Annotated in this window: 24 protein-coding genes; 12 read left to right on the forward strand and 12 right to left on the reverse strand. The window is 39.7% G+C overall.

The genetic code is table 11. The features are described 5' to 3' along the window. The first annotated feature begins 373 nt into the window (after positions 1–373). Together E0H94_RS04145 and E0H94_RS04150 are read left to right on the forward strand one after the other, a co-directional pair. Entirely contained in the window at positions 374–1588 is a 1215-nt protein-coding gene (locus tag E0H94_RS04145; protein WP_131325256.1) for a DUF1615 domain-containing protein, read from the forward strand. Then, complete coding sequence (locus E0H94_RS04150; protein WP_131325257.1) at positions 1555–2202, forward strand: HAD-IB family hydrolase; 648 nt, start codon at positions 1555–1557, stop codon at positions 2200–2202. The genes E0H94_RS04145 and E0H94_RS04150 overlap by 34 nt, the downstream gene beginning before the upstream one ends. Before the next feature lie 74 nt (positions 2203–2276). Here E0H94_RS04150 and grxD read toward each other — a convergent pair whose 3' ends face one another. Beyond that, on the reverse strand, positions 2277–2618 hold the full coding sequence (grxD, locus tag E0H94_RS04155) for a Grx4 family monothiol glutaredoxin (protein ID WP_016166729.1): 342 nt from the start codon (positions 2616–2618) through the stop codon (positions 2277–2279). A gap of 239 nt (positions 2619–2857) precedes the next feature. On the opposite strand from grxD, the gene E0H94_RS04160 reads away from it, so the two are divergent. Next, positions 2858–4069 (forward strand): aspartate aminotransferase family protein, encoded by a 1212-nt coding sequence (locus E0H94_RS04160; protein ID WP_131325258.1) that lies wholly within the window; start codon positions 2858–2860, stop codon positions 4067–4069. A gap of 75 nt (positions 4070–4144) precedes the next feature. Here E0H94_RS04160 and E0H94_RS04165 read toward each other — a convergent pair whose 3' ends face one another. From E0H94_RS04165 to surE, 3 genes are all read right to left on the reverse strand, one after another. Then, positions 4145–5074 (reverse strand): LysR family transcriptional regulator, encoded by a 930-nt coding sequence (locus tag E0H94_RS04165; protein ID WP_131325259.1) that lies wholly within the window; start codon positions 5072–5074, stop codon positions 4145–4147. A 95-nt stretch (positions 5075–5169) separates the two neighbouring features. Then, positions 5170–5979 carry a peptidoglycan DD-metalloendopeptidase family protein gene (locus E0H94_RS04170; protein ID WP_131325260.1) on the reverse strand — a complete coding sequence of 270 codons (810 nt, stop codon included), beginning with the start codon at positions 5977–5979 and terminating at the stop codon, positions 5170–5172. A gap of 124 nt (positions 5980–6103) precedes the next feature. Next, positions 6104–6871: a 5'/3'-nucleotidase SurE gene (gene surE, locus E0H94_RS04175; RefSeq protein WP_131325261.1), complete on the reverse strand. Its 768-nt coding sequence runs from the start codon at positions 6869–6871 to the stop codon at positions 6104–6106. A gap of 104 nt (positions 6872–6975) precedes the next feature. Here surE and E0H94_RS04180 point away from each other — a divergent pair, with 104 nt between their 5' ends. From E0H94_RS04180 to E0H94_RS04195, 4 genes are all read left to right on the forward strand, one after another. After that, on the forward strand, positions 6976–7347 hold the full coding sequence (locus tag E0H94_RS04180) for an MCR_0457 family protein (protein WP_131325262.1): 372 nt from the start codon (positions 6976–6978) through the stop codon (positions 7345–7347). A gap of 178 nt (positions 7348–7525) precedes the next feature. Beyond that, positions 7526–7909 carry an MCR_0457 family protein gene (locus E0H94_RS04185; RefSeq protein WP_131325263.1) on the forward strand — a complete coding sequence of 128 codons (384 nt, stop codon included), beginning with the start codon at positions 7526–7528 and terminating at the stop codon, positions 7907–7909. A 118-nt stretch (positions 7910–8027) separates the two neighbouring features. Further along, positions 8028–9176: a D-alanyl-D-alanine carboxypeptidase PBP5/6 gene (gene dacC / locus E0H94_RS04190; RefSeq protein WP_131325264.1), complete on the forward strand. Its 1149-nt coding sequence runs from the start codon at positions 8028–8030 to the stop codon at positions 9174–9176. 100 nt (positions 9177–9276) lie between these two features. Continuing rightward, entirely contained in the window at positions 9277–9816 is a 540-nt protein-coding gene (locus tag E0H94_RS04195; protein ID WP_116759287.1) for a gamma carbonic anhydrase family protein, read from the forward strand. A 115-nt stretch (positions 9817–9931) separates the two neighbouring features. Here E0H94_RS04195 and E0H94_RS04200 read toward each other — a convergent pair whose 3' ends face one another. Next, a complete protein-coding gene (locus tag E0H94_RS04200) occupies positions 9932–10468 on the reverse strand; it encodes a cysteine hydrolase family protein (protein WP_131325265.1) in 537 nt (178 codons plus the stop codon). A 455-nt stretch (positions 10469–10923) separates the two neighbouring features. On the opposite strand from E0H94_RS04200, the gene E0H94_RS04205 reads away from it, so the two are divergent. The 5 genes from E0H94_RS04205 to E0H94_RS04225 all read left to right on the forward strand — a co-directional run bounded on the left by E0H94_RS04205 (position 10924) and on the right by E0H94_RS04225 (position 15450). Further along, positions 10924–11409: an NUDIX hydrolase gene (locus E0H94_RS04205; RefSeq protein ID WP_131325266.1), complete on the forward strand. Its 486-nt coding sequence runs from the start codon at positions 10924–10926 to the stop codon at positions 11407–11409. A 4-nt stretch (positions 11410–11413) separates the two neighbouring features. After that, positions 11414–12550 (forward strand): tRNA 2-thiouridine(34) synthase MnmA, encoded by a 1137-nt coding sequence (gene mnmA, locus E0H94_RS04210; protein WP_131325267.1) that lies wholly within the window; start codon positions 11414–11416, stop codon positions 12548–12550. A 14-nt stretch (positions 12551–12564) separates the two neighbouring features. After that, a complete protein-coding gene (gene hflD / locus E0H94_RS04215) occupies positions 12565–13296 on the forward strand; it encodes a high frequency lysogenization protein HflD (protein ID WP_131325268.1) in 732 nt (243 codons plus the stop codon). Between the two features lie 57 nt (positions 13297–13353). Next, positions 13354–14742 carry an adenylosuccinate lyase gene (gene purB, locus E0H94_RS04220; RefSeq protein WP_131325269.1) on the forward strand — a complete coding sequence of 463 codons (1389 nt, stop codon included), beginning with the start codon at positions 13354–13356 and terminating at the stop codon, positions 14740–14742. Positions 14743–14814: 72 nt separating this feature from the next. Further along, positions 14815–15450 carry a DUF2238 domain-containing protein gene (locus tag E0H94_RS04225; protein ID WP_131325270.1) on the forward strand — a complete coding sequence of 212 codons (636 nt, stop codon included), beginning with the start codon at positions 14815–14817 and terminating at the stop codon, positions 15448–15450. Positions 15451–16027: 577 nt separating this feature from the next. Here the strand turns inward: E0H94_RS04225 and sohB are convergent. The 7 genes from sohB to E0H94_RS04260 all read right to left on the reverse strand — a co-directional run bounded on the left by sohB (position 16028) and on the right by E0H94_RS04260 (position 25713). Continuing rightward, entirely contained in the window at positions 16028–16990 is a 963-nt protein-coding gene (sohB, locus tag E0H94_RS04230) for a protease SohB (protein ID WP_131325271.1), read from the reverse strand. 198 nt (positions 16991–17188) lie between these two features. Continuing rightward, the gene (gene pstB, locus E0H94_RS04235; RefSeq protein ID WP_131325272.1) at positions 17189–18100 is read right to left on the reverse strand and encodes a phosphate ABC transporter ATP-binding protein PstB; all 912 of its coding nucleotides are present in this window, start codon (positions 18098–18100) and stop codon (positions 17189–17191) included. 13 nt (positions 18101–18113) lie between these two features. Then, positions 18114–19505 carry a phosphate ABC transporter permease PstA gene (gene pstA, locus E0H94_RS04240; RefSeq protein ID WP_131325273.1) on the reverse strand — a complete coding sequence of 464 codons (1392 nt, stop codon included), beginning with the start codon at positions 19503–19505 and terminating at the stop codon, positions 18114–18116. Next, on the reverse strand, positions 19502–20881 hold the full coding sequence (gene pstC, locus E0H94_RS04245; RefSeq protein WP_131325274.1) for a phosphate ABC transporter permease subunit PstC: 1380 nt from the start codon (positions 20879–20881) through the stop codon (positions 19502–19504). Before pstC ends, pstA begins: the two co-directional genes overlap by 4 nt. 99 nt (positions 20882–20980) lie before the next feature. Beyond that, positions 20981–22006 (reverse strand): substrate-binding domain-containing protein, encoded by a 1026-nt coding sequence (locus tag E0H94_RS04250; RefSeq protein WP_131263361.1) that lies wholly within the window; start codon positions 22004–22006, stop codon positions 20981–20983. A 466-nt stretch (positions 22007–22472) separates the two neighbouring features. Beyond that, positions 22473–23855 carry an amino acid permease gene (locus E0H94_RS04255; RefSeq protein WP_131325275.1) on the reverse strand — a complete coding sequence of 461 codons (1383 nt, stop codon included), beginning with the start codon at positions 23853–23855 and terminating at the stop codon, positions 22473–22475. 133 nt (positions 23856–23988) lie between these two features. Then, positions 23989–25713 (reverse strand): alpha-keto acid decarboxylase family protein, encoded by a 1725-nt coding sequence (locus E0H94_RS04260; RefSeq protein ID WP_131325276.1) that lies wholly within the window; start codon positions 25711–25713, stop codon positions 23989–23991. Positions 25714–25826 lie beyond the last annotated feature (113 nt).

Raw genomic sequence — 25826 nt, forward strand, 5'->3', positions numbered from 1 at the left:
TCAGTCATCTTGACTATCTGGCATGATTAATTCTGAACATTAACTTCTTCGCACGCCATATAATAAATTTTGATCAAGCCTATTCATTTACTGTTTTATTTAAATAGCCGAATCAGCCCACATCATCAAAGCAATACGATTAAGTCCTCTTTAGAGAAAATCAATCTACGTCTCTTTAAACACTTAAAACGATAAAAATTTGTAATATATCAACTCTTAAACAGACTTACGCACTCACTGTCGTGGGAGCAACAATTAAATTATTTGACAGTTGATAGGGACCAATATACATATATATTCATAACTTTTAATCAGCAACATAGTATACTGCACCTGCTCTATTTGCTCACCCCTTACCTACTGCCCAGAGACTATGAGAAAAACTGCTTTTCATGTATCCCTAATTCAATCACTAAAGCCATTCAGTGTATTAGCACTCTCATTTAGTCTTATTGCCTGTGGTGATCACTCATGGTGGAAGAATGACGAGCCAACATTAGACAGTGATCAGATTAAAGGTCTCATTCCATCACGTGCGAAAGACCGTAGTTCTTGGGCTAAAGATATTTTCGACATTACCGAACAGTTGGGTATTCCGCAAACCAAAGAGAATATTTGCAGCATTGTGGCCGTAGTCGATCAAGAATCTAACTTTGTTGCCGATCCTAAAGTGCCAGGTTTGGGTGAAAAAGCAGTGAAGGAGGTGCAAGACCGCCTCACTGAAAAATTTACTGATAAATTGGGTGAAACTATTGGTGGCACCGTCGCTGGTTATTTTGAAGAAGTTTTAAAAACACAACCAAGCCCTGAAGATAACTATTTAAGTCAAATGCGCCGCGTACAAACCGAGCGCCAATTAGACGAACTTTACCGTGAAATTTTCGACTATATGTCGCAGCATTATCATGTTAGTGCACTTACTGGCGCGGCCAAACTGGTTGGACAAGATGTTGGTGAAAAAATGAATCCAATTACCACATTAGGTTCTATGCAGGTCCACATTGGTTATGCCAAAGCACATAAACGTCAAGGTGGCAATATTGCGGAGTTACGTACCGATTTATACAGCCAATACGGCGGACTATATTACGGTATTCACCGTTTAATGATGTATCCAACGGACTATGACAAGTCAATTTACCGTTTCGCCGATTACAACTCAGGGATGTATTCAAGTCGTAATGCCGCTTTCCAAAGTATGTTAAATGACTTGACTGAAGCCGAACTCAGCCTTGACGGTGACCTATTACTTTATAATAAAGATGGTTCTGTACGTTCAGCAAACAGCGAGTCGGAACGTGAGTTAATCAATGTATTTGCTCAAAATAATGTTTTAGTCACGCCTCGCCAAATTCGCAGTGATTTGAAAAAAGAAAAAGAGAAAGATTTTGAAGAAACCGCGACATACCGCGCAGTGACCAAATTATATGAAGAAAAAACAGGCAAAAAGGCATTTTATGCCATGATGCCTCAAGTGGTCATTTCTGGACCCAAATTAAGCCGTGATTATAATACCAACTGGTTTGCCAGCCGTGTGAATGGACGTTATGAAACATGTATGCAACGGGCGAAACGCATAAAAATCTAGCATTATTCGATTTTGATGGCACTTTGTACAAAAAAGACAGCTTTACTGGCTTTATTTTTTATGCACTCTCCACGCGACACATTGTTAAACAAGGCTTGAAACTCCTGCCATGGATTCAAGCTTATTACCTCAATGTTTATCCAGCACATGCCATGCGACCAAAATTATTTTATGGCATGTTTAAGGACGCAGATTATGCTGAAATTCAACAAATTGCTAAAGAATATGCACATCAACTGATGCACGAATTAGACCCTAAATTTATTGAGCAATTGCGACAGCATCAAGCACTTGGGCATGATGTGGTTTTGGTTTCAGCATCAGTCGATTTATATTTAAAACCATTATGCCAATTATTGTCGATTAATCTTATTTGTACTGAAACTGAAATTCAAGATGGTCGACTTACAGGATATTATCAATCTGCCGACTGTAGTCGAATTGAAAAGAAGAAGCGTATTTCTCAGCAATACCCCGTGGCTGAATATGCCAGCATTTACGCTTATGGCAATAGTGAAGAAGATCTCGAAATGTTCAGCCTGGCTCAATACACCTATATGGTAGGACGAGACCAGAAACTTCCAGCTTTGCCAGCTCATTTAAAAATGGCTTAAGCTCCAATATCAGTTTTAATTTTCAAGCATAAAAAAAGCCAACTAACTGTTGGCTTTTTACCACATCCAATTACTTATGCTTCTGGTGCAGGGCTGTATTGCTCAACTAAAGGCTTCAATTCACCTTTTTGGAACATATCAAGCATAATATCGCTACCACCGATCAACTCACCGTTAATCCACAATTGTGGAAATGTCGGCCAGTTCGCAATACGTGGTAATGTTGCACGAATATCTGGGTTTTCTAGAATATTAACATAAGCAAATGGACGACCAATTTGACTGAGTGCTTCTACCGCACGAGCAGAAAAACCACACTGTGGAAATTGTGGCGTGCCTTTCATATAAAGAAGAACTGCGTGTTTAGCAATCTGGTCACGAATTAACGCTTCTGTATCGCGTGTTTGTTCAGTCATTGATGAATCCTCAACTAATCTGCCTTGCATTATACCCAAAACACAACAAAACAGTATGCTTAAAGCAATATTTCCAGTTTTATTTACATTCAGGCTTTAATTCTAGATGAGATTTTGCTTATATAGGGTTTGTTTTTCAGTTCTACCCAGAATTGTAAAATCAATCCACTAACATCGCCCTACTTTCGGTAAGCCGATGCTAGTGAAGTCTATTATTTCTTTTCAAATACGAGTTAGTTATGAATACCTTTACTCAAGCCCCTATACAAACTGATCAACCATCTCATTTGATGCCTGTATTTGGCCGTCAGCCGATCAGCTTTGTCCGAGGTCGAGGAACGTATTTATACACCGCAGACGGAACTGAGTATTTAGATGCCTTAACGGGTATTGCTGTTTGCGGTTTAGGGCACTCTCATCCCGAAGTAACTCAAGCTATTGCAGAACAAGCGGGTACGCTTATTCATACCAGCAACTTATTTGAAGTCCCTTGGCAAACTGCTGCTGCACAAAAACTTGCACAAGTTGCAGGCATGGAAGAAGTATTTTTCTCGAACAGTGGTGCAGAATCGAATGAAGGCGCAATCAAAATTGCGCGTAAATTCGGATACTTACAAGGTATTGCAACACCTAAAATTATTGTCGCAGATCATTCTTTTCATGGTCGTACCTTAGCGACTTTATCTGCTACAGGAAATAAGAAAGTCCAAGAAGGCTTTGGACCTTTGGTTACAGGTTTTATTCACGTACCTTTTGGTGACGTAGAAGCCATTGAAGAAGCTGCAATTCAACACCCAGATATCGTGGCTATTTTGATTGAACCCATTCAAGGTGAAGGTGGTGTAAATACTGCACCGCAAGGCTTTAGTTATTTAGAAGATATTCGTCGTATCTGTAATCAACACAATTGGTTAATGATGCTTGATGAAGTTCAAACAGGGAATGGTCGTACAGGTAAATATTTTGCCTATCAACACACCAATATTGTGCCAGATGTGCTCACCACTGCAAAAGGCTTAGGCAATGGCTTCCCTATTGGTGCTGTCATGACTCAAGGTCGTGGTGTAGGTGTGCTCACTGCTGGAAACCATGGTTCAACGTATAGTGGCACGGCTCTAGGTTCACGTGTGGTTTACACCGTGATTGATGTCATTGAGAAAGAAAACTTACTTGAAAATGCAGCAAATATGGGAAGCTATATTGTTCAGCAGTTGGCACAACAGCTTTCTGATCAAAAAGTAGCAGTGCGTGGTTTTGGATTGATGATTGGTATCGAGTTACCAAAACCATGTGCAGAATTGGTTCATATTGCACGTGATGAATATCAACTCATTATTAATGTCACTGCCGGTTCAGTGGTACGTTTATTGCCCCCATTAAATATCACGCAAGAGCAAGCCGATCAACTGATTCAACGTTTAGTGAGTATGATTCAAGCTTATCTTGCTTAATGACACGGCGATGTAAAACACATTACATCGCCTAACAAAAAAAGCCGCGTTTAGCGGCTTTTTTATTTCAGCTTTTTATGAAGCTTCTTGATAAATTCTGCCACCGGGTAATTGGCAAAAATATTGTTTCAATGCATCTAAACAGCGGTGAATTTTCATAGGCTGTTGTTCACGTTTAGATGTAATTGCATATAAGTAGAAATTAGGTAATTTCCACTCAGGCAATACCTCTACCAAGGTACCATTGACTAAATCTTTTTGAACATCAAGATATAAAATTCGAGAAATTCCATGTCCTTGTAGACATAAAGACTTGGCAACCAACACATTATTGGTGGTCAAACGCGAGTTCATTTCAATACTCACAGATTCACCAGACATGCCATGCTGGAAAGCAAAACTTTCATAGTTTTTCATTAAGTTAACGGGAATCAAATCATGATTCTTTAAATCTTCTGGCCGCGAAATAGGTGCCGTCTGATTTAAATAACTCGGTGAAGCAACTAACACTTGTTCAACGCGGGCCAGTGGAACCGCATGTAAACTTTGATCTTCAATTTTCGGACTCATGCGTAACGCAATATCAATTCGACCTTCAATCAAATCAATATAATGATTGTCCGCTTCCAAATGAACAGCTAAACCTCGATGGGCCGACATCCAATGTGATAATGCAGGAATAACGTGATTTGCACCTAACTCTGGAGTTGTCGCAATACGCAACTCCCCAACCAGGTCATCGCGTAATTCGTTAATACGAATCTTCCCACGCTCTGCAGCAGCTAGCATCTCTTGGCAGCTATGAAAAAAAGCTTGTCCAGCTTCAGTCAAACTCAATTTCCGTGTCGAACGATGTAGAAGGATCACTTCCATCTCGTGTTCTAAAGAACGAATCTGTTGGCTTACAGCACTTGTAGTAATTCCTAACTCTCGTGCGGCTCCGCTAAACGAACATTTTTCCACAACACAAGCAAACACTCCCATTGCTCGAAGTTGATCTAACATAAATTTCCCTCTAAACTTATGAGATGCTCCTACCTTTCGATAAAAGCAACTCATTGGATTATACGGTGAAATTTAAAAGTTGTAATGATCTTAATTTAATTTATTGGTAAAACATTAGTCGGATTGATTGGTTTACCATTTAAGCGTACCTGAAACTCAAGCATAGTACGGCTTGTACCAGAAGAACCCATCTCTGCAATTTTTTGACCAGCCGTTACATTTTCTCCGCTTTTCACAATCATCTTGCTGTTATGTGCATAAGCCGTAATATAACCATCAATATGCTTAACTAAGATTAAATTACCATATTCTTTCAGCCCATCAGCAGCATAAACCACTTGACCATTTGCAGCAGCGTACACTGGGTCACCCACATTGCCACTATAACGAATACCTTTCACATTATTGGTTAAATTGAAGTTTTCAATTACAGCACCATTCGATGGTTTAACCCAGCGCAAAGAACTCGCTTGCGCAGGAGTCACAGGTACAGAGTTAGTCGAAGGCGTTGTCGTGACTGCTGGAGTGGTTGGTAATGTGATTGCCTGACGTTGAATCGGAGCAGTTTGTGTGACTGCTTGAGTCGTGGTGGTACGACGATTATTTCCAGAACCTTTCAGCTTGAGCGACTGGCCTACATATATTCGATAGGGTGGCGCAACATCATTCATATCAGCTATGCTGATATAGCTCAGTCCATAACGTGCCGCAATTCCACTTAAAGTATCGCCAGAACGAACAGTATAATAGTCTGGAGCCGTCGCGTAACGGGTCGGATTATTAATCTGAGGTTTAGATGCACATCCACTTAAAATAACAGTGGTCACAATAGCAGTTGAGATTACTAGGGTTTTCAACAATGCTGTTGGCGTAGCAAAGATCCGATTTTGCGACATCGCAGGCATTTATCTTCCTCTCTTTATGTCTTTATTGGTTTTCATGCGCGTAAGAGTAGCAAAAATATTTTGAAAAAATCCGCATTCACGGACTTTTTCACAAAGTTACAACATTTACAAGACTTTTGATGTTTTAGCGATACTGTTCATGCAAGTTCTGTAAAATTTCATAATTGGTCGCATCCATTTGAATGGGCGTAATACTGACAAAACCATTTGCAACAGCAAAAAAATCAGACTCAATCCCAGCAATCCCTTGTTTTGGTTCAGCCACTGCCTCACCAGACAAGCCAATCCAATACACTTGACGACCGCGTGGATCGACATGGCTGGTAATCGGTTTGGATTGATAGCGGCGACCTTGATAAGTAATTTTCTGACCTTGCAACTCGACGACATCAGGAATATTAATGTTCAAAATATGACGCGGTGGTAATTCTGGCAAGCCTGCCTGAATAAAGTCATGTACCCATTGTGCTGCAACCGCGTAATCGTCTGGATGCTCATAACCACGTACATTGCTTCCTGCTAAAGAAACTGCGATTGCAGGCTGTTTCATTAAACGCCCTTCAAATGCTGCACCAACTGTTCCTGAATACAGCACGTCGTCACCGAGATTGGCACCGCTATTAATACCACTGACCACCAAATCAAACTCAAAATCGAAGAGTCCATTCATTGAAAGATACACACAATCCGCTGGTGTTCCATTCACTGCCCAGACATCGGGTGCAATAGAGATAGGGCGCAATGGTCGATCTAAAGTTAAAGCACTGGAAAAACCACTTCGTTCACTTTCGGGTGCAACAATGACTACACGACCTAATGGTTTTAGCGCACGTGCTAAAGCTTGTATCCCTGGCGCAAAAACACCATCATCGTTGGCTATTAGAATATTCACAAAAAACTCGCTTAAAAAAGTGACTGACTAGAACATTTCATTGAATTATATGTGAAATTATATATATTAGCGCTCAATATCTATCACTAAATGAGTGCCTTATAATGATTAAAACTTTATCATTTCGTAGTGTTTTGGGGTTCGGTCTTGCAATTTTATTTACTCAAGCAGTCAACGCAAATGATGGTTTAAGCCCAGAAGAAGCCAATAGCATTGTAAAAGAAGATATCGCTTCTACCCAAATTATGGCTGAAGTCTGCCCTGCGGTTATTGGGAAAAATGCAAAATTAGATGCCAATATAAAATTACTCACGCAAATGTATTTAAAAGACTACTCTGGCTCAATGACGATAGATCAACTTCAGTCTGACCCAGAATATAAATCTATTTTGCAAGAAACACGCAAAGCTGCTCAAGAAACCAGTCAAGAAGAACAACAAGCTGTATGTATGGATGTTGTTGAATATCAAGCGTAATTGCTGAAATTACTTACGAATGACTTCAAGTCGAGTTGTTCGTAAGCTTTAATTGTGTTTTACCAAGCCCACAACTTCTTCACTATTTCAACCATTTATATACATTTCCCCCCTTCCATTTCTACATAATCTGTTTAACCTTAGCTCAAATAGATTGATCTTTTTGAGTTTATTGTTTATGAAATTCGCTGCTTTAAAAACAACATCTTTAGCTTTACTCACCGCGTTTACTTTTTCTTTCACTCATGCTGAACAAAGCAAAGACGAAAATATTGAAGTCACACCAAACCAAACCATTACTCAACAAGAACTTGCTGCCATTTATGTACTTTCAGAAATTTGCCCAAGCCTAGTTGACAATAAAAATGGCTTTGAACAAGGCTATGCCAAACTCGCACAAGAACATCTTCCTGAAGAAAAAGATGCTGTTTCTGCCTTAGCTGAATTAAGTAAAAATAAAAAATTTAAGCCAATTTTAGCTGAGGCAAAATCTGATGCTCAAACTGCTGGTGATGATAAAAACAAAGAAATCTGTCAAGAATTGACCACCTATAGCAATTGAAACAAATTGGTTACAATACTTTTGAAATAAGCCGATTTCACAGGTAGAAGTCGGCTATGCTTTGTCCTAGAATGCTAAGTTCTTTGTGCTTACATCAAGATATTGGAACCCGCTAGAAATGATCCGTAAAAGCGCCCTTGCTGCAACATTACTATTACCAAGTTTCTCTTTCGCAGCAACTGTCTTATCTACGCCGCCAGAACTCAATAATAAATCTTATGTTTTGATGGACTATGAGACGGGGCAAATCCTCGCAGCAAAAAATGAAAATGAAAAGTTAGCACCTGCTTCAATGACAAAAATGATGACCAGTTACATCATTGAACAAAAACTGTTGAAGGGTGAGCTCACTGAAAATGAAAAAGTTCGTATGAACGAATCTGCATGGTGTCGTGGCAGTAGCACAGAATCATGTATGTATGTACCACTTAATGGTACGGCAACTGCTCTAGAAATGTTGCGTGGTATCATTATCCAATCAGGTAACGATGCTTCTAAAGCAATGGCTGAGCATATTGCTGGAAATGAAGGTACTTTTGCTTACATGATGAATGAAGAAGCAAAACGTATGGGCATGACCAATACCCACTTCATCAACTCGACTGGTATGCCTGCGGATGGTCACTATTCAACTGCAAAAGATATGGCAACGCTAGCACAACATATCATTCATGACAGTTCAAAATACTACCCAATCTATTCTGAAAAAGAATTTGCATTTAATGGTATTAAACAAGGCAACCGTAATGCCTTGCTTTATACAGACCCAAGTGTTGACGGTTTAAAAACGGGTCATACTGAAGAAGCAGGTTACTGTGTCACCACTTCGTCAAAACGTGGTCCAATGCGCTTGATCTCTGTTGTATTTGGTACCCCAACGATACAAGAGCGTGCGACCCAAACACGTAGCTTATTGGCTTGGGGCTTTGCAAACTTTGAAACCGTAAAAGTACAGCCTGCAAACCAAGTTTTAGCTAAAGCAAAAGTTTACTTTGGTAAAGAAAACGAAGTTCAAATTGGCTTAGCCGAAAACTTCAATGTGACCATGCCTAAAGGCAAAGCAGATGCGATTAAAACGCAACTTGTGGTTCAACCTAAACTCACTGCACCTTTACAAAAAGGTCAAGTGGTTGGTAAGTACGTTGCCAGCTTAGATGGTAAAGTGATTTCAGAGAAACCATTGGTTGCATTACAAGCGGTTGAAGAAGCTGGATTCTTCGCACGTTTAATCGACCATATCAAACAATTCTTCGCAAACTTATTTTAAGATTTAACGACTTAAACTAAAGTTAAAGCATTCGTATACAAATACGGATGCTTTTTTCTTTTATACTCTGCTGTAAATTGCTGAATGATGCTGTATGAACATGAAAAAAAATATCCGTCCTTATCTAGATAGCAAACCGAAGATTGATGCAAGCTGCTATGTTGATGATGCCTCTATTGTGATTGGAGATGTCGTACTGGCTGATCATGTTTCCGTATGGCCTTTCGCTGTGATTCGCGGCGATGTAAACAGTATTCGCATTGGCAAATACAGTAATGTGCAAGATCACTGCATGCTGCATGTTAGCCATAAAAATGATGCTAAACCGAACGGTTCTCCCCTGATTATTGGGGAAGATGTCACGATTGGACATCATGTCACTTTACATGGCTGCACCATTGGCAATCGTGTATTGGTCGGAATCAACAGTATTGTTTTAGACGATGTGATTATCGAAGATGATGTAATGATTGGCGCAGGTAGTTTAGTTCCGCCACGTAAACGTCTGGAAAGTGGATATCTCTATGTCGGTAGCCCCGTGCAAAAATCACGTCCATTAACCGATAAAGAAAAAGAGTTTTTAACTTACTCTGCACGACATTATGTGAAAGTGGCAAATAATTACCGAGAACAAGATTAATATTCAGCGTAAAGTTTATTTTAAATAGCCCCTGAATTTGGGGCTATTTTTTAATGTCTCATGTATCAATCATGATGTTATGTGATCATATGCAGTATAGAATCGCTTCGTAAGCTTAGAAATTAAACTCAGCGCTTGTAGTAAGTTTAGCAAAAGCTCCATTTAACGTTGAATTATGGTGCATTATAATTTGCTGAGCTGAGAGTTGCTCAGAATCAAAAGTTGTATGTGCATCCGAAATAAGGCTTACACTAAAACCTAAATCAGCCGCAGCTCGTACAGTTGTATCAATACAATACTCTGTTTTCATTCCAACAATTACCAACTCTTTAATCTTAAGCTCAGTCAAAATTTTATGTAAATTTGTCTCTCTAAAACAATTTGGGTACTGCTTTTCTAAAATATTGTGATGATTGCCCATTTTCAACTCACTAATGAGCTGAGTCATTGAACTTTCTGGACTTAAAGGCGTTTGAGCTAAGCCAACATGACGCATATAGATCACAGGTACCTGTGATAGGTCTGCTTTTTCTATAAGAAGATTAATATTATTCAATACGTGATTATTATTGAATGGTGCAACAGCTTGTTTGAATAAACCGTTTTGCATATCAACTATAATTAGTGCTTTACGTGCAATTAAATTAGACATTTAGAGCTCCATTCTTACCAATAATGAACAGAGCATTACCCTAGCCATTATTGGCTGAGGGTTGGATTATAGAATTATAAGATAAGTTCTAAAATTTACACACAGCCTTTTAAGAAGGTTGTGGTCATCGTCGATGAGATATTGTGAAGAAATTTATTCATTTTTGATGTGATTAAAATTAGAATTAAACCAACATATCACAGATTTATTTCTAGAACAGTGCAACTGAACGAGAAACATTAATTCAAAGCGTAATTTGGTTTGATATATCGTTAGATCTTTTGAAAATAACACAATACCCTAAGACCATTTCATGAATTAGTGGGGGTTTAAGAAATAAAATGGCATGATTAAAACAACAGAGGATCGATCCCCCCCGAAGAAAACTGCCTGTCAACATAGCCACCGCCTTCTAAATTTTGTAGAATACTCCTTTTATTCCATGGTACTTTTTTATGACCGCTTGGGCAGCTCACGTCACTGTAGCTACTGTCGTTGAAAAAGACGGAAAGTTTCTATTTGTCGAAGAACACAGCGAAGGCATTACACATACGGTGTTTAATCAACCTGCTGGGCATGTTGAATGTGGTGAAAGCATTATTCAAGCAGCTGTTCGTGAAACCATGGAAGAAACAGGTCATGCAGTTGAAGTAGATGCTCTATTAGGCATTTATACTTACACTCCGCCTATGTTCCCTGACCGTACTTATTTTAGATTTTGCTTTTTAGCACATGTTTTAGAGTATTTTCCTGAAGCTGAACTCGATCAAGGTATTGTTGGTCCGAAATGGATGACCTTAGACGAACTTCAAGAAACTGCTCGTGCACGTAGCCCTTTAGTGATTAAAGCAGTGAAAGATGCGCTCGCTGGGCAACAATACCCTTTATCGCTCGTTTATGAGCACCAAAACTCTCCTCTTATCTCAAATCTGGATGCTTAATCCTATGCAACAACGTGTCATCGTCGGTATGTCTGGTGGTGTAGATTCTTCTGTATCTGCAGCACTTCTTCTTCAACAAGGATATCAAGTTGAAGGACTTTTCATGAAGAACTGGGAAGAAGATGACGGCACGGAATATTGTACCGCAATGGAAGACCTTGCCGATGCGCAAGCCGTTTGCGATAAAATTGGAATTAAATTACATACTGCCAATTTCGCTATGGAATATTGGGATCGAGTGTTTGAACACTTCCTTGCCGAGTATGCTGCAGGTCGTACCCCAAACCCAGACATTTTATGCAATAAAGAAATTAAATTCCGTGCCTTCCTCGACCATGCAGTCAATTTAGGTGCGGACTTTATTGCCACAGGTCACTATTGCCGTCGTGGTGAAACCATGACCAATTCACGTGGTGAAGAATACGCGCCTTTACTGCGTGGTTTAGATCAAAATAAAGATCAGACTTATTTCTTACATGCCGTACATGGTCGTGAAATTAATAAAACCTTGTTCCCTGTGGGTGAAATTGAAAAACCAGAAGTTCGTCGCATTGCCGAAGAACTTGGCTTGGCTACTGCAAAGAAAAAAGATTCAACCGGTATTTGTTTTATTGGTGAACGCCGCTTTAATGACTTCTTGAAACAATACTTACCCGCTCAACCCGGAAAAATTGTATTGGATAACGGGAAAGAGGTTGGTGATCATCACGGCTTAATGTACTATACGCTCGGTCAGCGTGGCGGTATTGGCATTGGTGGTATGAAAGGTGCTGACGAAGGTGCTTGGTTCGTCTTACATAAAGACATTGAACATAACCGCCTTGTGGTCGGTCAAGGTCATGATCACCCATTAATGCAAAGTACAATGCTTTGGAGTGAAGTGATTGACTGGGTTGCAGGCGAACAAGACATTCCTGCTTCAGGTTTCCGCTGTACGGCAAAAACCCGTTATCGCCAACCCGACCAAGCTTGCGTATTATATAAAGATGACACGATGCCAAATGGTGTTCGCGTTGAATTTGATGAATCACAACGTGCTGTTACCCCAGGTCAAAGTGTTGTGTTTTATCTAGATGATATTTGTTTAGGCGGTGGCGTCATTCATCACACCAATGCACCTAAGCCAGATTTTATTGCATAAAAGGATTGTTCGGTATGGTTGAGTTACCGTTTCAACAGCCTCAAACTTTAAGTCAACGCCAAAATCGCGCATTGGCGCTTGCGGCTGTGTTTCAGGCAACACAACTCACCCATATGACTGCTATTTCTGGGCGACAGAGCATCGGAGATAGCGGGAATTTCTATTTAGAACAGCTCATTAAAGCCAGCCTAAATATTCGTCCGACTTCCAATCAATCCTGTCAAACTTTAGATTTTTTCAATCAACTTGCTGATATCTCTCTGGGATTGAAAACCCTAGAAAGCAGTATTACCCAACCGTTTAATCCTGCACCGAAATCCCGTTTACCCAAACTCTCTAATGCCAAGCTTCCGATGTCTTATGCCATGGCATTATTACAATTAGAAAAAAAGGTCTATAGCAATCCAAAGTTTGTTGAAATTATTGAAAAATCACAGCAAAAAATTCTGAAACAACTCTCTTTTTTCGACAATAACTATACGCATCCGAGCATTCTTGCCAACTTAGCCCAAACCTATGTCGATACCGCAGGACAAATTAATCCTCGTATTATGGTACGTGGCAATGCAGAAGCATTTAAGGATACAGCGCATACCAACCGAATTCGTGCTGCCCTCTTTACTGGTCTACAAATGGCACATTTGTGGCGTCAGCATGGAGGAAGCTCTTGGGGCATGATTTTCAGCAAACGAAAACTGCTCCAAGACATTCAAGATCTCGCTCGTTTACAGTATCAAGTGGTCTAACCACATGCTGTACGAAATTTTCGTTTTACGTTTTATTCCAAAGTTTAAGGAATCACCATGAACGCTTTAACTGCACTTTCTCCATTAGATGGACGTTACGCCAGTAAATGTGATGCTTTGCGTCCTTTCCTCTCTGAGTTTGGTTTAATCCATGCTCGTGTGACTGTTGAAGTGCGCTGGTTGCAAGCGCTTGCGAACCACCCTGAAATTGTTGAAGTTCCAGCGTTTAGTGCTGAAACAAATGCAGCTTTAGATGCTATCGTTACTCAATTTTCTGAAGACGATGCCAACCGTATTAAAGACATTGAACGCACAACCAACCATGATGTAAAAGCGGTTGAATATTTCTTAAAAGAGAAAATTGCCAATATTGATGAACTTAAAAATGCGGGTGAATTTATTCACTTTGCATGTACTTCTGAAGACATCAACAACTTGTCTCATGCATTAATGCTCAAAAGTAGTCGTGATGTATTGGTTGCATCTATGCAACAAATTATTGATGCAATTGCAGCATTGGCTGAAAAACACGCTGAACAGCCTATGCTTTCTCGTACGCACGGTCAAACTGCCAGCCCAACAACTTTGGGTAAAGAGATGGCGAACGTTGCATACCGTTTAGCACGCCAAATTAAGCAATTCCAAAATGTTGAATTACTAGGCAAAATTAACGGTGCTGTAGGTAACTACAATGCACATTTATCTGCCTACCCAGACATCAACTGGCCTGCACACTCACAAGCTTTTGTTGAATCTTTGGGTTTAGACTTTAACCCGTACACTACACAAATTGAACCACATGACTACATGGCGGAACTTTTTGATGCATTACGTCGTTTCAACACCATTTTGGTCGATTTTAACCGTGATGTATGGGGCTATATCTCTTTAGGCTTCTTCAAACAAAAACTTAAAGATGGTGAAGTCGGTTCTTCAACGATGCCTCACAAAGTGAATCCAATTGACTTCGAAAACTCTGAAGGTAACTTGGGTCTTGCCAATGCTGTATTGGCACATTTGGGCGAAAAATTACCAATCTCTCGCTGGCAACGTGACTTAACTGACTCAACTGTTCTGCGTAACATGGGTGTTGGTTTTGCTCAAAGCTTAATTGCTTTTGAAGCTTGCTTAAAAGGTATTGGTAAACTTGAATTGAATGCAGCTCGTATTCTTGAAGATTTAGACAATGCCCAAGAAGTACTTGCAGAGCCTATTCAAACCGTGATGCGTCGTTATAATGTCGAAAAGCCATACGAAAAGTTAAAAGCGCTTACTCGTGGTCAAGCCATGACTCGCGAGATGATGCTAGACTTCGTGAATGGTACTGAACTTGAAGCTGTGCCTGCTGCGGATCGCGCACGTTTAGCGGAAATGACGCCTGCAAGCTACACAGGTAATGCTGCTGAACAAGCAAAACAAATTAAAGATTTAATTGCTAAAATCTAATTTACTGTTAATTTAAAAAGCGAAGCTTAGGCTTCGCTTTTTTATGCTTAACTATTTATATGAATAAATTTAATGATCGAATACCAATTTACTTTTAAACACTGGATTTGTTTAGCGATTGTTGCTGTTACAATTTTAATTGCCAGTATTCACCCATTAGAATTTGAATCGTATTTACTTCATCAAGCAGGAACCATTTTTATGCTGCTTGTGTTGTACATTACCTTGAAAAAAATAGGCTTAAGCTTTGTCAATTTTGCGCTTTATTTAGCTTTTCTTTTGATCCATATTTTAGCAGCACATTATCTATATTCCTATGTGCCTTATAACGAATGGATCCTACAAATTTTGCATTTTGATTTAAATCAAACTATGGGCTGGACTCGCAACATGTATGATCGTTGGGTGCATTTGACTTATGGTCTTCTGCTTTACCCTTTTTTCTATCGTGTATTTCAAGTTTGGTTAGCTAGCCTTAAACCCTATATGCTTTTTCTATTGGTAATTCAATTTGTAATGGCAACCAGCCTGATCTATGAATGGATTGAATGGTTAATTGCTATTCAGCTTTCACCCGAAGATGCTGAAAACTACAATGGGCAGCAAGGTGATATCTGGGATGCTCATATGGACATGCTGCTTGCAACTTTAGGTGCCATGATCACAGGCGGTATTTATTTGCTTCAACAATCCAAAGCTAAGAACTAATTTATCTGACTAATGAAAATCAATGAGCATGAAACTTAAATAAATCATTTACGCTACCAATCAATCCATCTTAGAAGTTTAGACTCAGCCAAATCAGTATTTTTAAACTTATCCAGATATTCGAAACGGACGTATTCTCCTTTTAATTTTCTTAGCAGTTTTTCATCAAATAACAGATGCCTATGGTATTCAGAATACTCAAATTGAATAGCTATTCGTTCAAAATGGTCACGCTTAATTGCATATTTTTATAGAACTTGACCACTCCACAGGCCTGTAATGTTTCGATCGGATGATCAGCTTTAAATACACAGCCAAAATCAAAACAAGGATGCTCGGAATAACCGCGAGAAAAAATGTCATCTTTTTCCAGTCCCCATTCTTCTCGGTTGCTTCCATATACGTAGCACAATATATCGGACAAATAAGCAAAATTAGAAAACCGAGAAATCCCAAAAATGTACTCATAACCGTTTAAATTGTGATGTATTTTTATTGATTCAAAGTACTATAGCATTTCTCAGCCATCAAAAAAGCCCACCGAAGTGAGCTTAAAAATCATAAGTTTAACAAAATCTTATAATTTAGGATCACGCATTTGCACCAAATTCGCATTTGCATTGCTTAAACTTTCCATCACTTTATGCATCACACTTGGAACCAAGTGGTCTGCAATTTGTGCTGCCTGTAAACCAATTTTTTCACCCAATGTTGGCTTACGACGTGTTTGAATCACATACACATCATGTTGTGGTAATAAATTAAGCAAGTATTCATCTGAAGTCTGTAGTTTATCCACCAAATTCAAATCTAACGCATCACGACCATACCAATGTTCACCTGTTGCAACTTTTTCAACATTCAATTGTGGACGATATTTCTCTACAAAGTGCTTAAATAACTCATGAGTTTGTTGTAATTCTTCTTCAAATTTTGCTTTACCTTCAGGTGTATTTTCACCAAACATGGTCACTGTACGTTTAAATTGACCTGCCGTGTACAACTCAAAATCAACATGATGCTCTTTAAGTAAACGGTTAAAGTTTGGGACTTGTGCCACAACACCAATAGAACCAACCACTGCAAAAGGTGCAGCAATAATTTCACTGGCAATACATGCCATCATATAACCACCGCTTGCAGCAACCTTATCCACACAGATGGTTAAATGAAAGCCTGCATCACGTAGACGTACCAACTGTGCAGCAGCTAGACCATAGCCATGTACCATACCACCTGGACTTTCAAGTCTTACAACAACACGGTCACGGCCTGCTTTTGCAGTTGCCAAAATCAGGGTAATTTCTTCACGAATGTTGTCTACAGCAGATGCGGCTGTATCCCCTTTAAAGTCTAATACATAAACTTTTTGATTGTTCTTTTTACGTGCCCGTGCCTCTTTCACCAATTGTTGTGTCAGTTGTAAAAGCTCTAATTTTGAAGCAGTTGTTTGCGCAATTTTTTTTCTTTGTTCATTTACGCGTGCGTTTAAGTGACTAACTCGAATATCCGCAGGCAACTTCGGTAATTGAAATAACATATGTAAGTAATTCTCAATTTTGTTTGGGTTGAATCTAAGATGGGGCTTTTATGGCAAAAATTCAATATCGTTTTTGCAAGAATATCAACATAAAAAATTGCCTTGAAATCATTTACTTTCTTAATTTAAAGCAAGAAAAAGTTTAAAGGCAAAAAAAACCGCAAATTAAAATTTGCGGTTGGATTGCAGAACGTTTGATTAACCAAAACGACCTGTAATATAAGCTTCCGTTAATTGATGATCAGGTTGTGTGAAGACTTTTTCAGTCGAGTTCACCTCAATTAAATCACCTAAATGGAAGTATGCTGTGCGATCTGAGACACGTGCTGCTTGCTGCATCGAGTGAGTCACAATGGCAATGGTGTACTGCTTTGAAAGTTCAGAAATCAATTCTTCTACTTTTGCGGTCGCAATTGGGTCAAGTGCAGAACATGGTTCATCCATCAAAATCACTTCTGGACTCACCGCAATGGTACGTGCAATACATAGACGTTGTTGCTGACCACCCGATAGACCTGTGCCAGGTTGATTCAAACGATCTTTAACTTCGTCCCAAAGACCTGCTTTACGCAAGCTATTTTCAACAATTTCTTCTAGGTCATATTTATCACGTGCTAGCCCATGTAGTTTTGGCCCGTAAGCAACGTTATCAAAAATAGACTTTGGGAATGGGTTTGGCTTTTGGAACACCATACCGACTTGAGCACGAAGTAAAACGACATCTAGATTTGGATCATAGATATCCTGATTATCAAGCAATACTTTACCTGTCACGCGACATGAATCAATCGTGTCGTTCATACGGTTTAAAGTACGCAAAAAGGTCGATTTACCGCAACCCGAAGGACCAATAAAAGCGATAACTTCATTCTGATAAATCTGCAAATCAATGCCTTTAATCGCTTCAGCATCACCATAATAAACATGCACATCAGACGTACTAAGCTTTACTTTGGCAGTTTCATTTTCTTTTTTTGCAGATGCTTGCGTATCAAACTGTGAAATAAACGACGTTTGACGCTTTGAATCAGTTTCAGGAGATGTAAATTGAGTCTGTTGTGGATTCACTGACTTGTCCTGCTCTAAAGAGTTATTTACAACGGTATTCATATATTGCCCTCAATTACCAGCGGACTTCAAATTTCTTACGTAACCAAATTGCAAGACTGTTTAATCCAATCATTAATGCAAGAAGTACGATAATGGCTGCCGCAGTACGTCCTTCAAAGAAGTTACGTAACTCATTACCCTGCCATAAATAGACTTGTACAGGTAATGCTGTGGCTTGATCTAATGGTGTACTTGGGATACTGGCAACAAAAGCACTCATCCCAATTAATAATAATGGTGCAGTTTCACCTAATGCATGCGCGACCCCGATAATTGAACCGGTCATGATCCCTGGGAGTGCTAAAGGAAGCACATGATGGAATACAGTTTGAATACGCGATGCACCCAAACCTAATGCAGCTTGACGAATGGATGGTGGAACTGCTTTTAAAGATGCACGTGTGGTAATAATTACCGTTGGCAAAGTCATTAAACTTAACACCAAACCACCGACCAGTGGTGCAGACAGTGGTAACTGCATCCAGCCAATAAAGATTGCTGCACCTAGCAAACCAAATACAATCGAAGGAACGGCTGCAAGGTTGTTAATGTTCACTTCAATAATATCGGTGATGATATTTTTGGGTGCAAATTCTTCAAGATAGATTGCTGATGCCACCCCAATTGGAATCGAGATAAAGATCACAATCAACATCATGAATAGCGATCCCATAAATGCACCCGCTAAACCTGAAGTTGCTGGCGCACTACGTGAATCTGGATTAGTGAAAATATTGGTGTTAAAGGTATTTTCAATAATTCCTTTGGCTTCCATAGAATCTGCAAGCTGACGCACTTCTGGACTTAATTGTTGCTGGTCATCTGGAAGACTGCGGTCAATATTGCCCGCCAACCACACATCGACATTGGCGTCGGTTAACAGCTTTATGTCTTCAGTTTTACCAATCAAAGCTGGATTGGCCAAGACCATATCACGCAAACGATACGATTCTGAATCGGTATAAATACTCGGTAGCTCATCACGCTGCGCTGCAAGTGTCGGATCCTTTTTAATCAGACCATTCACCAGTAAAGCATCCCAATCAACCATACCCATTTCGGTTTGCCAAGCGACATAACGCTCTTGGAACTGAGCTGGAGACTCACCTGCACGTTGTACAGGTTTAGCACCTACGTTCACAATCGTTGGGTCAAAATAGACGGGTACTGAAATACTGGTTTGCCAGAAAGCTGGTAAACCTTTGGCTAAAATACTACCAAACAGTAAAACCACGAAAAATAAGCCAGAGATTACTGCCGCCAAGCCAAATCTACGGAAGAGTTTTTCCTTGCGGTGACGTTTAGACAAAGAACTTTCTATCATTCTTTTACGTTTTTCGCGCAATTCAGCAGCCGATTGTGAATCAAAGGATTGATCCAGAGGAGAAGAATTCGATGTGCTCATTCGTATTGCTCGCGATATTTACGCACGATGTAGAGTGCAATAATGTTCAGACCCAAAGTAATGACAAATAAAGTCAGACCCAATGCAAAGGCAACCAATGCTTGAGGACTGGCAAAATCCGTATCCCCTGTCAATTGCTTTACAATCGTCACTGTTACCGTAGAAACTGCTTCGAGTGGATTTGCATGAAGTAATGGACTATTGCCTGCCGCCAGAACAACAATCATGGTTTCCCCCACCGCACGCGAAACAGCCAGTAAGAAAGCCCCTGTAATGCCAGGTAAAGCTGCTGGTAAAACCACTTTTCGGATTGTTTCAGACTTGGTTGCACCTAAGCCCAAAGAACCATCACGTAATGCACGAGGGACCTGAGTGATAATGTCGTCTGAAAGTGAAGATACGAATGGAATAATCATGATGCCCATCACGAAACCCGCAGTCAGTGCACTGGTCGCATTGATGTTGATACCGACTTGCTCACCGAGCATTCTAAAAAATGGACCAATGACCATCATCGCAAATACACCATAAACAATGGTTGGAATACCTGCGAGTACTTCAATGGCTGGTTTTGCCCAAGAACGAAAACCTGAAGAGGCATATTCTGCCAAGTAAATCGCAATCATGAGGCCTAAAGGTACAGCAACCAGTAGTGCAATACCACTGACCATGAGCGTGCCCCAAATCAATGGAAGCAAACCATAACTACCTTCTGCATTGCCAGAAGTACTAAAACCTGGGTTCCATTCGGTGCCAAAGAAGAAGTCCATTGGACTGACAAAACGGAAAAAATGCATCGCTTCAGTAAACATGGACATGACAATACCGACCGTGGTCAGAATCGCTACACCAGAACACAAAGCCAAACCAATATTGATGATTTTTTCAACTTGGTTACGTGCGCGATACTGGCCTTGTACATGTTTTTTCGCCCAAACTAAACCCACCAAAGCCGCACAAATCACCACAGCCAATTTCGCAAAAGCACCAATACTTTCTACTTTTGCCAATTGCTGTGCCGCTGCGATTTCGTAAGGCGCTGCTTGGTCACTCACCCCAAAGCCTGTTGCTATTGCCTGTACACGATCTAGCAATACTTCAACACCCGCAGCATCTAAACCGCTCAACACATTTGCAGGCACATTGTTCATTACAATGTGACGCAAAATATTTGGCTCAACGATATTCCAAACAATCAAAATTAAAAAAGCAGGGATACCACACCACAACGCAACCAAGGCCCCATAATATCCTGGGCGTGAATGCAACATTGCTGAGTTATTTCCCTTACCTGCTAAGTTACGACTTTTTGCGAGACCAATTTGGTAAGCGATCGCAATCAACGCCAGTAACACGCCTATAAGTAGCAGATTCATGTATTCTCCACCGTTTTTTCAATTTTCATTCTTTGAAAAAACTCACTAAGTACAAAAAGCCAATGGTGGGAGATCCCACCATTTGCCTATTTCACCGAATTACTTAACCGCTTTGCCTGCTTTAAAATCAGCAAGGATTTTTGCACGCTCTTTGTCTGACATAGAGATCAAGCCAGCTTTTTCTAACTTAGAACCTTTACCCGATACTTTCTTGCTTAAGAAGTACTCTGTGTATTGTTGTAAACCTTTGATTGATTGAAGGTGTTCACCTTTCACGTAGAAGAATAATGGACGTGAAACAGGGTAAGAACCATTCAAAATTGTCTTCTCAGATGGCGCAACATTGTTCACTGTTGCTACGCGTAATTTGTCACGGTTTTGATCGTAGAAGCCTAAACCGAAGACACCCACTGCACTTGGAGAAGTTTTCAAGCGAGCCAAAGTTTCAGTGTAATCACCCGCAATTTCAATAACTTTGCCATCTTTACGGAAAGCTGAACATGCTTTCTTCTGAGCATCTTTATCTAACTTTTTGAAGTAATCGTAAGATTCACAACCTGCTTCAACCATTTTCTCTTGGAACACTTCACGCGTACCGTGGTTAGAAGCCGGAATCACTAGCGTGATTGGTTCGTTTGGCAGTGTTTTGTCAATTTGGTTCCAGCGTGTATATGGGTTTGGAACTAACTTGCCATTTGATGGTAATTTCTCAGCTAAAGCAGCAAATACATGGTAAGGCTTTAACTTGTATGCTGCTTTGTGTGAGTTTGATGCAAACACAATACCGTCATAACCGATTTTAATTTCTTGAATTTTATTTACGCCTGCTTTTTTACAAGCAGCTAATTCTGTATCTTTAATTTTACGTGATGCATTTGCCACATCAATCGTATTGTCACCTACACCCGCACAGAACTGTTTTAAACCACCTGAAGTACCACCAGAACCCACTACTGGAGTTTTGAATTGTGGGAAAGTATTACCAAACTCTTCAGCCACAATACTTGCATAAGGCAATACTGTTGAAGAACCAGCGATTTGAATTGTGTCACGTGCTGCATTTGCAGTTGTTGCTACAACTGACCCTGTTACTGCCAATGCAAGTGCGATGTGGTTTAAGCGCATGCTCATCTCTCTTAATGTGTGCAATTTGAAGTACGTCACTTTTTTATTCAGTTTTGTACTTTTTTCGATATATGCATTTTGATTTTAAAATATGACAAATAAGTTACAGCAATATGACGCTTTTATGATAATTACAGCTTGATGAATGATTTATTTAAAATTCTTTGATATTCAATATGTAACACAAGTTATATTCTTATTTTTATGATTTTATTCTGATTAGTAAAATGTAACAATTCATCTTAATGTCATTCAAGCATGCTGCTTCATGCACAATAAAACCTCAATGCACGAGCTAAAAATTTAAAAAAATGCATTTTGATGTGCATAAACTGCTCAAAATTTCTAACGATATGCAATACAGGCTCGACTTAAAGCATGAAATTCGATCATTAAAAAATCATGATAAAAATAATGGGCTAGCTAATTTTCATTAACTAACCCACACATTTTTTTTAAATTTGAATTATGGACTTGATTGCACTTCAGGCAATACCGCCGCTTTGCTTCTATATTTAACTACGTACAGAATTGCCAAAGCAACCATCCAAATTGGACCTAAAATAACCGCCAACCTCATGTCAGGTGTAAACGCCATAATCAACAAAATGAAACATACAAAACCAATGGTTAAATAGTTACTCCATGGGCTAAGAATGCTTTGGAACTTGGTTTGACGACCCTGTAACTTCATGACTTTACTGAATTTTAAATGCGTAACAGAAATCATGAGCCAGTTAATGACCAGAGCAGCCACCACCAACATCATAAAGAGCTGAAAAGCTTGACCTGGAATCAAATAATTCACCAAGACACAGAGTGCCGTGATTGATGCCGAGACAATTGTAGCAGGGACAGGAATACCGCGGCTGTTAATTTTTTTCAATATTGCAGGTGCATTACCCTGCTCCGCCAAACCATGCAGCATGCGAGTATTGCAGTAAATACAGCTGTTATAGACAGAAATTGCAGCGATTAACACCACAAAGTTCAAAACGTTCGCAACACCATTACTGTTCAACGACTGGAAAATTAATACAAATGGGCTACCGCCTTCTGCCACCATATTCCATGGATAAAGACACAGTAAAATACCAATGGCACCAATATAAAAAATCAAAATACGATAGACAATTTGATTGACGGCTTTAGGAATAGTGGTTTCTGGCTGTTTGGTTTCTGCTGCTGCAATTCCGATCAATTCTAAACCACCAAAGGCGAACATAATGACCGCCAATGCCATGACAAAACCATGCATACCATGTGGGAAAAATCCACCATGCTGCCATAAATTGGCAATACCTGCTTGTGGCCCTGCCGAACCCGATAACAGTAAATAAGCCCCAAAGCCAATCATACTTAGAATGGCAATAATCTTAATAAAAGAAAATATAAATTCTGATTCGCCAAAAAAGCGGACATTCACCAAGTTAATGCCATTCATTAAAATGAAGAAAAATAACGCAGTAAGCCACGTTGGAATCTCAGGCCACCAGAACTGAATAAAGGTTCCTATTGCACTTAATTCCGCCATGCTAACCAGTACATACAGTACCCAATAATTCCAGCCTGACATAAAGCCAGCCATCTTGCCCCAATATTTATTGGCAAAATGACTAAATGAACCACTGACTGGCTCTTCAACCACCATTTCCCCTAGCTGACGCATAATTAAAAAGGCAATGATCCCTGCAATTGCATAGCCCAACAAAATAGAAGGCCCTGCCAGTTTAATGGTTTGTGAAAGTCCTAAAAATAGTCCTGTACCAATTGCGCCACCTAAGGCAATCAATTGAATATGTCGATTCGACAAGCCTTGTTTCAAAGCATGCTGATTGTGTTCATCCATACATTCTCTCCATTATAAGTGTCACATCCTGTACACCATTATCCAGCACTAGACCGAAGATCTATAATTGACCTTCGGACTGAATATGCTTTAATTTAATTCCATTTTTTAACAAGACGCTGCGGTCTTCAGCTTAAAACGAGCTGGCATTCTTACATTCCATCGTATTGGAACGCTGGGTTAAAATTTCATAACCACGATCACCATAATCAAATCGTGCAATTACATTGGCGAATTTTTTCAGACTCAAGGGTGCATCCATAGCAGGTAACTTTAATTCCACAAAAGTCAGGCTATCTTGAAGATGGATATTGTCTAAGACTGACTGCAATTGCCCCACTGTTTCTACCACACAAGACTGATAAGCTTGTGTTCCATTGAACACTGCAGGAATTTCTGTATATTTCCAGTTTTGAATATCGTTATATACGGCATTTTCCCCCATGATTAAGCGCTCGATGGTATAACCGCCATTATTAAGTAAGAAAATAATCGGTTTTAAACCATGACGAATAATCGTGGAAAGTTCTTGTACTGTTAATTGAAATGAACCGTCTCCAATAAACAGAATTTGTCGACGCTCAGGCGCAGCCAACAAACTTCCGAGTAAAGCAGGTAAGGTATAACCAATAGAACCCCAAAGTGGCTGAGAAATATATTTCGCAGTTGCGGGTAGCTTTAAACCCGATAGTGCAGAATTTGAAGTTCCAACTTCTCCGATAATCACATCATCATCTTTGAAGAAACCCGAGATAGCATTCCAAAGCAGTTCTTGACTCAGTTTTTGCTGCTCAGCAACTTCATTTTTTCTTTGTGCAGCCTGCTGAGTCACAACAGGTTGCGGTGCTTTACGTGGTGCCACTTTTTTATTTAATTCAACCAACAATTGACCAATTTCAATACCCGGCACATCCTGTCCAAAAATATTCAAACCATAAGGTTTAATTTCAATGTAATTTTTAGTGGCTATTTGATGCGTAAACACTGCTGAGCCTACATCAGTAAAGCGAACCCCAATCCCAATTAAACAGTCCGATTGTTCAATCACATTTTTTACATGTGGCTGACTCGCCCCACCCACATAAGTTCCGATATAACGCGGTGAGCCTTCATCCATGATATTTTTTGCTGTATTCATACCAGCAAATGGAATCGAGCACTTGTTAGATAAATCATGTAATAGAGAGGTCACCCCAAAGACAGCTGCTTCATTGTCAATCAACAATGCTGGGCTTTTTGCTTTTGCCAAAATGCTACACAACTGATCAACTACACTACTGAGTAAATCGGGTTCAACCGATGGATAACTGAGATCAAGTGGATGCTCATCTACTTCGATTTTTACATGGGTAATGTCCGATGCAAGCTGAATATGTACTGGACGACGCTCCAGAAAACACTGACGCAATACACGATCAATTTCAAAAGCTGCATTGGCAGGTGTTAAACGTGTTTGCGCCACAGTAAATTCTTTCATGCAATTCATAATATTGTCATAGTTACCATCGACCAAGGTATGGTGAACCAGAATGCCTTTTTGAACTACATGCAAAGGAGGAATACCTGAAATATGTACCATCGGTACATTTTCCGCATAGGCTCCTGCAATGCCATTAATTGCGCTTAAATCACCTACACCATAGGTGGTTGCCAATGCTGCAAAACCGTTAATTCGTGCATAACCATCTGCTGCATAGGCTGCATTTAACTCATTACAATTGCCAATAAATTCTAGCTGAGCATCTGCTTCAACTTGTTCTAAATAAGAAAGATTGAAATCACCAGGTACACCAAAAAGATGCTGTATACCCATTTGTTTTAAACGAAGATTTAAAAACTCACCAATTTCTATGAACATTGCTCGATATCCTTTGAGACCAATTTTTTATTCCATAGAAAAATAATATTTCATCTAGCCCGTAAATTTCGTGCATAATGAAACCGAATTTTAATAAAAATACAAGATTTGTG

Origin of the sequence: Acinetobacter sp. ANC 4173, from assembly GCF_004331255.1 — a bacterium.
Classification (GTDB): domain Bacteria; phylum Pseudomonadota; class Gammaproteobacteria; order Pseudomonadales; family Moraxellaceae; genus Acinetobacter.